We start from the raw sequence: 12342 nt of genomic DNA, 5'->3' as shown, positions 1-12342 counted from the left end.
TGCCAATTCTTAAAATGACTTTCATTTTTACCGACAAAAAGATATCTTCGCAATATGACTTTTGAAAGTAGACATATTGGAAATAGACGGACAGGAAGCAATCTATTACTCAGAATAGCTTCCTTAGTGGCCATCCTGTTTACATTAATCATACTGGTTAAACAATACTTTAGTCAGACCCCCGACGGTACAGTGTATACCCTTACCTCAGCTGATTATAGTTATGTGCCTATTTCGTCCAATGAAATAATTCGTCATTCTACCTTTCAGTTGTCCTATAATAAAAAATTTGAACAAGCGGATTGGGTGGCCTATTCTCTTAACGCTGGAGAACTGGCAATGCCATCAGTAGGGCGAACCGATTGGTTTGAAGAAGATAAATCTATTTCGTCGGGAAGTGCTCATTTTAAAGATTACAAAAATAGTGGATATTCCAAAGGCCATTTAATACCATCGGCAGATAGAACATGGAATCGTGAGGTCAATAAAGAAACTTTTTTAATGAGTAATATTAGCCCTCAAAAGTATTCTTTTAACGGTGGTATTTGGCGTGAACTTGAAGAAAACGTCCGAGATTGGGCCAGGGAAAATAAAGAGTTATTTGTGGTTACCGGGCCTGTTTTTGGTAGAAATCCAAAAACTATAGGAAATAATAAGGTCGCAGTGCCGGAATCATTTTTCAAAGTTATACTCGATGCCAGCGAACCAGGGATTAAAGCTATTGCTTTTCTAATACCCAATAATATATCCACTAATCCCTTATCTGATTATGCTATGACCGTCGATGAATTAGAGGAAAAATTGGATATGAATATCAAGGCAAACTTTTGGGAAAGTGATTATGAGGAAAAAGTAGAAGACAATTTGCAATTGGAGCTTTGGCCTATAGATGAAAACAGATATCAAGATCGGATAAATATTTGGAATAAAAATTAAGGTATGAAAGAAGATTTTAAACAGAGAATACAGGACAGTTATACTTTTGAGGGAGAATCTTTGATTTTAGGAGGAGCGATGTTGGATGAAGAGTGTATTACTGATTTATTGGTTAAAGCTCCATTGTCTACCTTTAATCGCCATGGTATGATATCTGGAGCCACCGGAACCGGTAAAACCAAGTCGTTACAAGTCCTTACAGAGCATCTTTCCAATCGAGGAGTCCCATCCATCATCATGGATATAAAAGGGGATTTGAGTGGGTTAGCTGTCGCCAACGCTGGACACGTAAAGATAGATGAACGACAAGCCGCTATTGGCTTACCCTATTATCCGAAGGGCTTCCCAGTAGAATTGTTGACCTTGTCCGGAGAGACAGGGATAAAACTAAGAGCTACCTTGACAGAGTTTGGTCCCATTCTTTTTTCTAAAATTTTGGGGCTAAATGATACCCAATCCAGTATAGTGGCTATTATTTTCAAATATTGTGATGACAACGATTTGCCCTTAATTGACCTCGATGATTTTAAACAGACCTTGCAGTGGATGACTACTGATGGTAAATCTATGGTAGAAGCGGAATACGGCAGAATCAGCGGAGCTAGTGTAGGAGCAATAATCCGAAAAATGATAGCTTTGGAGCAACAAGGTGGGGATGTGTTTTTTGGGGAACCGTCCTTCGAAGTAGATGATTTATTGCGATTGGATGCCGATAATAGAGGGTATATTTCGATTCTTAGGTTGATGGATCTTATGGATAAACCACAATTATTTTCAACCTTTATGTTGCAAATGCTCGCAGAGATTTATAGTTCTTTTCCCGAAGAAGGGGACATTGAAAAACCAAAGTTAATGATCTTTATCGATGAGGCTCATCTCGTCTTTCAAGATGCTTCAAAAGAATTGTTAAGTCAAATAGAAACCACGGTTAAGCTGATTCGATCCAAAGGTGTGGGATTGTTCTTTATAACTCAAAATCCTACCGATGTGCCTGAATCCGTATTGAGTCAATTGGGTATGAAAATCCAACACGGATTAAGAGCATTTACAGCCAAGGATAGGAAAGCCATTAAAATGGCCGCTCAAAACTTTCCGGAAACCGAAGATTACGATGTTGCTGAGTTGTTGACCGGACTTGGAATAGGAGAGGCTTTGGTCACGGTATTAGATGAAAAAGGTAGACCTACGAGTTTAGTGCGCACCTTGATGCGTGCTCCCGAAAGCCGGATGGATGTTTTGACGAAGAAAGAAATTGACGATGTTGTTTCTGCTTCCTCTCTCTACAGTAAATACGATCAAGAGATCAATCGTGAAAGTGCCTACGAAATTTTAAGTGATAAGATAGCGGAGGCCAAAAAACAAAGTAATAATAAGCCTAAGGCTCGCAAAACTTCAGCCCGTCCTACTAAATCCTATTTTGAAAAGACCATGGAAAGTGCAGGTAGACAAATTACCAGGGAAGTATCTCGAGGTATTGTTCGAGGTTTGTTGGGTGTTTTAGGTGTGGGCAATAAAAGGTCCAGCAGTAGTAAAGGATGGTTGTTTTAAGTCATCTTCCTTTGACTTTTTAAATGGCTTCTCTGACCTCGTTGATCAATCGATTCAACTGGTATTGTAGTTATGTGTAATACCAAATGCATCTTATGATGTCGGATAAGATTTTGAATGACTGAATATAACTGAATGAAGTCACGTAGTGACCAAATACCCTCAATGTGAACGACTATGACTGAATGAAGTTGTCCGGAGGACAACCCAATCCAGTAAATGTGGATTGGATGAAGGAGCCAAGGGGCTCATCCCTTGGGTGTGAACGAGCAAAGTGCTTGCACCGGAGCCCGTAAATCGGGCTCTGGCGAGAGAAGTCACGACCTCCGTGTCGTGACAACATTACTTTAATATTGACAAAAATCAACTAGTTTTACAGAAATAATTAAAATGTGGCAAAGGAACCGAGGCCACTGCGCCTCGGGTGGGTTTGCCTCTGCGCATTGGGTGGGAGAGGAATGAGCAACCCGATGTCCTAAATGGACATTGGATGAAGAAACCGAGAGTTCCGTCTCTCGGGTGGGACAGCCGTTAGACGAAGCAATGACTGAACAAATTTGTCCTTTGAGCAATCAAAGGTCGTAAATCGACCTTTGGTATGACTGAGCGTAGTTGCTCGAAGAGCAACCGAATGTCCTAAATATGACCGAATGTAGTTGCTCTTTAGAGTAACCAAATGCCTTAAATAGGCATTTGATGAGGGAACCACGACCTCTGTGTCGTGGGTGTGAACGAGCAAAATACGAAGTATCCAATGTCCTAAATGGACATTGGGCGAGAGAAGTCGCAGCCACTGTGCTGCGACGAGAGTTCATTTATATTGATAAGTATTAAATTTCATTTTACAATATAATATAATAGCATTGAAGGAACCGGAGCCACCGCGCTCTGGGTAAAACCGAGGCCTGCCAGCCGAGGGTGGGTAAGCCTGCATAGCCATAGCTACGTCGAGTATTTTTAACGATGTATAACTTCAAATTAATCGAAATATTACCGACAATTATAAATTCATTTGGTATAAAATCTATCTTTAGAATAAAACTATGAAGATAAGGTGTGACAATGTCAATAGAAGTAAAGTAGGTATAATTTAATTCGAGACCATCGGTGATAATCAATAATTATTGAGCAGTAGTTTAGTTTTCTACTATAATAAAAGACTAACAAAGGAAGGGTTTAAAATAATCTTCTACAGGTTGTTCTAAGTGGTAGAGATCTTTAGTTATTACGTTGAATACTAGAAGAAGAGTTGTATATCATGTTGTTATACTGAGCATTGAAATCTTTCCATGGGAGTTTCTTATTGTAATCTTCAGCAAAGTAAGTTAAGACCTTGAGTAATTTATCGGGGCCGTGAAATCCGTATATGGACTGAATGATACTTAAATCTTTGTCGAGAAATACCAAGGATGGGTAGTTGAGTTTTCCATGAGTAATTTTATATGCAAATTCATGGTAACCTGTGTTGGATTTTTCTACAAAATTATATTGTTTACCCATGAAATTAATAGCCTTCTTAGATTCCGCATTAAACTTTACGGGGTAATAATTTTCATTGATATATACCGCAACTTGAGGTTGACTCAAAGATATTTGATCTAATTTATGACAAACTTTACACCAGTCGGTATATACTTCTACCAATAATTTTTTGGGATCTAACTGCTGTCTTTCCAGAGCTTCCTCGATACTTATCCATTCTATTTTGGATAGATCCTGCTGTGCAAAAACTGACCCAGTCAGTGCCACAAAAATTACAGTAAAATTAAAAACGTTTCTGATCATAAGATTTATTCTTTAATCAATGACTACTAAGATCAAATTTAGCCAATTATATACTTAGTTTCCAAAGCATAGCGGCTACTTAAAGGAATTTTAACGGAATATCACTTCTCGATGATATAAACGGTATCATTTCCTAATTGTTTGGTAAATGTTATTCTCCCCATGGCAAACAAGTCCGGAGCTTTCACTCCATTAGATATTAGCAATTTATTATTTTGTATAATTCTAATTTCATCCCACAGTTGTTGACTTAAAAATTCATTAACTGTTTTAGAACCACCCTCCACCATTAAACTACCAATATTTTCCCTGTACAAAAGTTGCATAACATTGTTCATGCTCAAATCCGACGATGTAATAAATTTAGAGTTAGTGTTGTTTGATCTTCTTTCCTTATTAAATATAATGTTTTTTCCCGATATTTTAAAAATATTTAAGTCAGGACTTAGGTCATTTTTTTTATCGACTATAACCCGAATAGGGTTTTTAATGTTGTGATATCTGCTATTGAGCGACGGATTATCGTTTTTCAAGGTATTGCCACCCACAAGAATAGCATCTACTTCACTTCTCCATCGATGTACCCATCGATCGGATAATTTATTTGAAATTTTTGTTTGTTGTCCTTCTTTTCCAATATAGCCATCTTGCGATATAGCCATTTTAATAACTATATAAGGACGTGTTTGTGTTTGCTGAACATAGAAAGGTCTTAATACTTGTTTACCTAGGTTTGAATTTATTGGACCTTGTACTTCAATATTGTGTTTTCGCAACGCTTCCAAAGATTTGCCCTGCATGAGGGGATTTATATCTAGCTGGTCAACCATAACACGGTTGATACTGGCATTTCGGATTTTTAATGTACAGGGAGGAGTTTTACCAAAATGATTACAAGGTTCTAAACTGACTGCGATTTCAGTATTTTTATCGAAGGATTCAGTGTGACAAGCATTTATTGCGTTTACTTCCGCATGGGCACTGCCATATTTTTGATGATATCCTTCTCCTAAAATGTTGTTTTCATGGTGATTGTATACAACAGCACCCACATTTGGATTGGTCGCGGTATATCCTAAACCACGTATGGCAAGTTCGTTACAGCGTTTAATTATTTGAATCGAAGTCATTTTTTTTGCTTTTAACAAAATTAGTGTATCTTTGGTACATATTCATTCCCCGAAGAAATTTATTGGAAGCATACGTTGATTTTGAATTTATCGTAGGCCAATAAATGTATTTAAGTGATTTACAAAATTAACCTAATTAATTCAGACAAGTTTGTATTGTTGGACGGAGAAATTTATGAAAAATTGCTAGATGATGAATATTTAGTAAAAATTCATTTTTTCGATAATCTTCGATTACATTCTTCGGGATGCTCAGTTTTTCAAAAGTCTTGGCGAACATCAACGGGCAGTTACAAAGTAGAAACCATTTATCCACACAGATTGATCGCAGAACGCTTTCTCAAAAACAACAACGTATCCAACACTTTAGTAGGTGCCAAAAATGGGAATAAGCTCGATTGTAGACTGGCAAATTTAGAATGGAGAAATCGTTCGAGAGCCAGTCGTTTTCGAAAAGTCAATAACGAAAGTGGATATAAAGGAGTATACAAAGAACGAGAAAAGTTCCGAGCAATTATTTATCTACAGGGCAAAGCTGTTCATATTGGAATGTTTAAAACAGCGGAAGAGGCAGCTAGAGCCTATAATGAAATTGCATTCGAAAAATTGGGTTCAAATGCCAAACTCAATAAAATAAGGAAACGCTAGTCAGCAATTTTATTATATTTTTATATAATATCGATAGGGTATTATACTAAGTGTATATTAATGGAACTGAACGAAATCTATGACTAAAGGAATGTGCGCTATTGAGCAACTTGTTTCGGTAATCTACTTCATTCGTTCACCTCAGTGTCCGGTCTAGATTATCTTGAAATGGTCAGTTATCTACTTGATTCAATCATTATTTTTCCATTAGATCGAAATATATCCGATAGTTAAAAATTCTATGGGTATAGTACAACTTACATTTTTGATTAATAGTAATCTTTCGATTTATTTGTGTAGACACGCGACCGAATGAAGTAGTCTGTTCCCTCATCATAAAATAAAAGTTGTATAACTATTAAATGTCACCCATTTTTATGGAATGGTTAAGGTGTGCTATTAAAGAGGAAGGTAGATAGTTGGTTTAGAAACTACTGTACACAAAATATACAAGCGACACTAAAATGATGGTGATTAATACGACGATAATTAAAAATTTGCGTTGAAATCCTTCCGTCTTTTTAGCTTGAACAGACTTTTTACTTCTTTTTGTGTTAACTCCTCTCATATTGATTCGCGATTTAATCTAAACTTAAAGTTAAAAATTATTTCTATAATAATCAATAATTTCTTCATCTGTTAATATGTCAGCTATTTTAAGTGGTTGTTTGAGGAAAATGCCCTCTAAATGTGTGCAACGGCTTAAGGCTACATAACTTTGTCCAAAATCAAATGCTCCTCGCCCGAGATCAATAACCACTGATTCAAATGTAATTCCTTGGCTTTTGTGGATGGTAATCGCCCATGCCAAGGTGATGGGAAATTGTTCAAACGTCCCAGTGACTTCTGCAGTTATCTGTCCATCTTCACTTAGACGATATTTTATATTTTCCCATATCGCCTTGTGAAGAATGACTTGTTTTTCCCGATTGTCTTCTTTTATTTTTATAATAATAAAATTGTCGTGACAAGAAATGACCTGACCTATGGTCCCATTTACATATTCTTTGGCCGGGTCGTTCTTCAATAGCATTACTTTGGCTCCTTCTTTTATAATTAGCTCAGTAGGGGCTGGACTGGTATTTTTTGAAAAATTACCGGTTACCTTGGCTTGATAAATCTTTGTTTGACCAGTAAGAGCGGCCAATTTTTTTTGATTGATGGCTAGAGCCAAGTATTTTCTACTGCAAATCACTATGCTGTCTTCCGGCCAATGGTCAGGACTAATGTGTCTTGAGTTGATGACTTCTAGGGTTTCCCAATCTGCGGTATTGTATCGTATCTCTTCTAATAATTGTAAAAACTGTTTTTCTTTTTGACGGTATACCTTGGTCAATTCAATCCCCTTGAGCTCAACATCATTGCTGATGACATTGGAAGAAAAAAAATACGGACTGGAATATCTTGATGTAATCATGGACCTTTCTTCAGCTGTGGCAATAACTGGGGGCAATTGAAACATATCACCAAAAAATATCATTTGTTTTCCGCCAAAAGGTTGATTGTTTCCCAGGTTGTACCTTAGAAAATAATCGATATTATCCATCATGTCTGCTCTGACCATGGATATTTCATCAATGATGATGGTGTCTAAACTTTGGAGTAATTTTTTGTTGGTTGATTTTCGAAAATCTCCCTTATTCATGATTTTAGGTGGAAATCGACAAAAAGAATGGATGGTTTGTCCACCTACGTGGAGTGCTGCTATCCCTGTAGGTGCGAGAACGACAATTTTCTTTTTACTGGCTCGACGAAAAAGTCGCAATAGGGTAGATTTACCAGTCCCAGCCCTTCCCGTGATGAAATAATGATCCCCTCCATATTCAAGTTCATCGATAATGGTATTGAAATTTTTATCTAATCTCAAAATTTTCTTTGCTGAAATATCCATTGTTATAAAGGTAGGGAATTACGGTATAAAATCTAAGTCTATTGTTCAAAATTAAAGTCGGTTTGGAATATAGAAGTTTTAGAGAATAAGTGATTTTATATTTTTTGACTATTCAGTATTTTAAGAAAACATTTTGATTTTTTGGACAACTTATCACTGAATATCAATGTTATCTATGTATTAAATATGCATAAACATTTTTTCGGCGATTTGTTTGAAGTAGGGAAGCGGGATATCTATTTTTTTTATAGTATTCCGCTTTTTTCATGGTATTAAAGATTGGTTTGTATTATTGTGTAAATCTCGAAATTTCAATTTTATCTATATTATATACTGGTGATTCTTCCCAATCCATCATGGCATTGATGAGCTTAAATTCCTTATATTTTTTTAAATCCTCGACTCTAATCCTAGTGGACTTTATTGTTTTTTCATTTAATAGCCTAGCACGGCAAGTTCCTGGAAGAAGGGGACTGTCAGGGGTGTACCAATGGTCTCCATCATAAAATGCAAGATTGGCGTAACTGCTATCTGTCACTAAACCCTCTCGGATGATAATGATTTCATCACAATGGGATGAGGCTTTTAAAGTATTGAGAGCGCTTCGGTCACATCGTTTGAATCTATAGTCTATCCCTTTATCTTCTACACATTCAAAACTATGAATAGTCCGTATTTCATAGGGTATGAATTCTATGGTTTCTATTTTATTGGAATAGACAACCCTACATTTAAATAGGGAAGGTGGTAGATTACTCGGAATTTTAATTTCGTTAAATAAATTCATCATTGGCGACATTGATCCATAGAAATGTTGCAAGGTATTGTCCATTCTATTCTGATGGTATGACAGATGTAAGAGGCGTCTATTGCTGAGACAGATGGTTTCTAGGAATTGGGACATATATTTTTTGAATTAATTCTTCGTATTCATTGAATGCCTGACTTAGGCTGTGGATGCCACCACCAGACTTGTACACCAGTTGATTGGGGAATTGTTCTATAAATCTTATCATCACCGCACTGTCCAGGTTATAACCATCAAAGAATCCTAAGACTCCGGTATAGAATCCGCGATCATATTCTTCTACTTCTGAGATTATATTTACGGTATTGGCCTTGGGTACCCCTGTTATGGAACCCGCAGGTAAGAGGTTGAAAAGGATGGTGCCTAGATTTCCATAAAAGTCCTCAGGCAATTGGCCTTCTATTTCTGAACTAACCTGCCACAGATTTTTATGAGATGTTTCTACATAATCAAAATACCTGAATCGATTGACAACTACATTTTTGGACACTTTGCCTAAATCATTTCTCAATAAATCCACAATAGAGGCGTGTTCGGCCATTTCTTTTTTGTCATGAGTCAGTATATCTACAGCGTTCGGAATGTCGGCATCGATAGTGCCTTTCATAGGGAAGGTTTTGATCGACTTTCCTTGGATTTGAACAAAGGTTTCCGGTGAAAAAACTACAAATTTGTCTTTGAGATAGACCTTGTATTTCGCCTTTGAATGATGATATATATCCAACAATGACATATTGGTATTTAGAGGAGTCTGCGCTGTTAAATTTAATAAATAAGTATTTCCAGCTGATATTTCTGCTTGCACCGCTTCAAATTTTTTTAAATATTCTTCAAAGCTGAGCGGGTTGGGGTTAAAAGTAAAGTCTTTCTCTTGGATATTAGTTTCACAATTATCGAGGTGATGGTCACCAATTTCAAACAGCAATTCATCCTTAATTTCTGTCATTTCCGAAGCCGGAACAATTAGGGATTGACTCTGATCATAACTGATCATAAAAAAGAATGGGCAATGCTGTTTTCCCAATATGTTGATGTATTGGGTCGCTTTTTGACTGCCTAGGTAAGTTCTGTTTGCTTTTATAACTATGGATTTAGAATATCATTTAAAAGTTTAAGCGATATATTGAAAGCAAATCTAATGAAAAAATGTTTTAGAGTTAATGGCTAAATTTTAGGATTTTATAGGGGTGAAATCAAATCCGGCTAGAAAAATTATAAGTTCTAGCCGGATGGATTATACTTTGGATTAACTACCGCAACTCAGGCATTCACCATCTTCAAGATTGCAGGCGACTTCATTTTCCGATGAGGCGGATGAAGTCAAGGATTTATTTACCGTAAATTTAATGGCATCTGCGGCTGCTTTTGTTCTCAAGTAATACATTCCCGTTTTCAGTCCTTTTTCCCAAGCGTAAAAGTGCATTGAAGTCAATTTGTTAAAACTTGCATTTTCAAGGAAAATATTGAGGGATTGGCTTTGACAGATAAAAGGAGCGCGGTCGATAGACATATCGATTATGTTTTTTTGTTTCATCTCCCAAACGGTCTTGTATCGCTCTCTAAGATCGGCGGGCAGGTCTTCCATATCTTGGATACTGCCATTGGCTGCCATTAATCGATGACGCATGGTTTCATCCCATAGATTGAGGTCGAGTAATTCTTTCAATAAGTGCTTATTGACTACTACAAATTCTCCACTCAATACCCTTCTGGTGTATAAATTGCTAGTGAAAGGTTCCATACATTCATTATTCCCCAATATTTGAGAGGTTGAAGCAGTTGGCATTGGACCGAGTAATAGGGAGTTTCGCATTCCGTATTTTTTGACCTCACCTCTCAATCGATGCCAGTCGTAGCGATCCGATGGGGTAACATTCCACAGGTCAAATTGAAAGAGACCTTTGGAGGCTGGACTCCCTTGGAAACTACTGTACGGACCATCTTTTTTCGACAGTTCTATTGATTTGCAAACTGCGGCATAGTAGATGGTTTCAAAAATATCTTTATTGAGCTGTTTGGCTTCATCGCTTTCGAATGGCCATTTTAATAAGGCAAATACATCAGCTAGTCCTTGAACTCCAATAGCCATCGGTCGGTGAGATAGATTACTTTTACGCGTTTCAGGTAGCGGATAGTAGTTGTGATCTATGATTTTATTTAAATTGTTGACGATAATACCAGTAATTTCCTCTAGTGCTTTGAAATCAAATCCATTGTCGGTTACAAATTTAGGGAGGGCGATCGAAGCCAGATTACATACTGCGATTTCGTCTGGAGAGCTGTACTCAATAATCTCAGTACATAAATTTGAGGATTTTATCGTTCCCAAGTTTTTTTGATTGGATTTCTCATTGGCGGCATCTTTGTACAACATATAAGGATTCCCCGTTTCTATCTGAGCTTCGAGAATAGCTTGCCAAAGTTGTCTGGCCTTGACTACCTTTTTCTGTCGTCCTTCCGCTTCGTATTTACGATATAATTCCTCGAATTCACGACCGTAGACGTCGTCTAACCTCGGAGCAGAATCAGGGGAGAATAGCGACCAATCCTTATTGTCTTTTACACGCTGCATAAACAAATCTGGTATCCATAATCCCTGAAATAGATCCCGAGCACGAAGTTCTTCCTTGCCATGGTTTTTTCTCAAATCTAGGAATTCAAAAATATCGGCATGCCAAGGTTCGATATAGATGGCAAAGGCTCCTTTTCTTTTTCCTCCACCTTGGTCTACATATCGAGCCGTGTCGTTAAATACCTTCAACATGGGAATAAGTCCATTTGAAGTGCCATTGGTGCCTTTGATAAAGCTGCCACTGGCTCTAATATTGTGTATGTGTAGTCCTATCCCACCTGCCGCTTGTGAAATAATAGCGCATTGTTTAAGAGTGTCGTATATGCCAGCAATACTGTCCTCCTTCATACTCAATAAAAAGCAGGATGACATCTGTGGTTTTAATGTTCCTGCATTGAAGAGGGTAGGTGTTGCGTGTATAAAAAACTTTTCACTTAATTTATGGTAGGTATTGAGAGCAGCTTCGATATCGGTTTTATGGATGCCCAAAGCAACCCTCATATACATATGCTGAGGTCTTTCTACTATTTGGTTGTTAATTCGAATAAGGTAGGATCTTTCTAAAGTTTTTATTCCGAAATAATCGAAATCAAAATCTCTATTATAGTCTATAGCAGCTTCTATCTGTTCTCGGTGTTTTACAGCAATTTTATATAATTGGGGATCGATTAAGGCCTTTTCATAATTGCCGTCCTCTGAATTAAATCGCAAGAGTTGTTCGAGAACGTCAATCCATTGATCTGATGTGTTTTTGTGGAGGTTACTGATTTCAATTTTGGCGGCAAGCATGGCAAAATCTGGATGTTTTACCGTCATAGTTGCTGCGGTTTCAGCAGCCAATTGATCGAGCTCGGCCGTATGAATGCCGTCGTATAAACCGTCAATAACTTTTTTGCACAATTCAATGACTAGACTCGAATCGATGTTTAATCCGGAATTAAGACTGAAAATTCTGTTTTTTATTTTGTCGAAAGAGACTGCTTGGAGTTCTCCATTTCTTTTTTTTACTTCCATGTTGTTTTAA

Annotated in this window: 9 protein-coding genes; 3 read left to right on the top strand and 6 right to left on the bottom strand. The window is 37.1% G+C overall.

Annotation, left to right across the window (positions count from 1 at the left end):
• The first annotated feature begins 54 nt into the window (after positions 1-54).
• Positions 55-936, top strand: a complete 882-nt coding sequence (locus tag LVD51_RS11985) for a DNA/RNA non-specific endonuclease (RefSeq protein ID WP_236971617.1) — start codon at positions 55-57, stop codon at positions 934-936.
• Positions 937-939: 3 nt separating this feature from the next.
• The gene (locus tag LVD51_RS11980; RefSeq protein ID WP_236971616.1) at positions 940-2484 is read left to right on the top strand and encodes a helicase HerA-like domain-containing protein; all 1545 of its coding nucleotides are present in this window, start codon (positions 940-942) and stop codon (positions 2482-2484) included.
• 1218 nt (positions 2485-3702) lie between these two features.
• On the opposite strand, the gene LVD51_RS11975 is transcribed toward LVD51_RS11980, so the two are convergent.
• Complete coding sequence (locus tag LVD51_RS11975; protein WP_236971615.1) at positions 3703-4269, bottom strand: thioredoxin family protein; 567 nt, start codon at positions 4267-4269, stop codon at positions 3703-3705.
• A 101-nt stretch (positions 4270-4370) separates the two neighbouring features.
• On the bottom strand, positions 4371-5417 hold the full coding sequence (gene ribD, locus LVD51_RS11970) for a bifunctional diaminohydroxyphosphoribosylaminopyrimidine deaminase/5-amino-6-(5-phosphoribosylamino)uracil reductase RibD (RefSeq protein WP_236971614.1): 1047 nt from the start codon (positions 5415-5417) through the stop codon (positions 4371-4373).
• Positions 5418-5513: 96 nt separating this feature from the next.
• Between ribD and LVD51_RS20140 the strand changes: the two genes are divergently transcribed.
• Positions 5514-6047 (top strand): AP2/ERF family transcription factor, encoded by a 534-nt coding sequence (locus tag LVD51_RS20140; RefSeq protein ID WP_236971613.1) that lies wholly within the window; start codon positions 5514-5516, stop codon positions 6045-6047.
• Positions 6048-6645: 598 nt separating this feature from the next.
• On the opposite strand, the gene LVD51_RS11960 is transcribed toward LVD51_RS20140, so the two are convergent.
• From LVD51_RS11960 to LVD51_RS11945, 4 genes are all read right to left on the bottom strand, one after another.
• Complete coding sequence (locus tag LVD51_RS11960) at positions 6646-7914, bottom strand: ATP-dependent DNA helicase (RefSeq protein ID WP_236971612.1); 1269 nt, start codon at positions 7912-7914, stop codon at positions 6646-6648.
• A 313-nt stretch (positions 7915-8227) separates the two neighbouring features.
• Positions 8228-8842, bottom strand: a complete 615-nt coding sequence (locus LVD51_RS11955; RefSeq protein WP_236971611.1) for an aminotransferase class IV family protein — start codon at positions 8840-8842, stop codon at positions 8228-8230.
• Positions 8805-9740 carry an aminodeoxychorismate synthase component I gene (locus LVD51_RS11950; protein ID WP_236971610.1) on the bottom strand — a complete coding sequence of 312 codons (936 nt, stop codon included), beginning with the start codon at positions 9738-9740 and terminating at the stop codon, positions 8805-8807. Before LVD51_RS11950 ends, LVD51_RS11955 begins: the two co-directional genes overlap by 38 nt.
• 252 nt (positions 9741-9992) lie before the next feature.
• On the bottom strand, positions 9993-12332 hold the full coding sequence (locus tag LVD51_RS11945; RefSeq protein ID WP_236971609.1) for a ribonucleoside-diphosphate reductase subunit alpha: 2340 nt from the start codon (positions 12330-12332) through the stop codon (positions 9993-9995).
• Between the last annotated feature and the right edge of the window lie 10 nt (positions 12333-12342).

Source organism: Membranihabitans marinus, from assembly GCF_021729155.1.
In the GTDB taxonomy this organism is placed as follows: domain Bacteria; phylum Bacteroidota; class Bacteroidia; order Chitinophagales; family Saprospiraceae; genus Membranihabitans; species Membranihabitans marinus.
The sequence above is the reverse complement of the archived record's forward strand: the minus strand, read 5'-3'. Positions and strand labels throughout refer to the sequence as shown.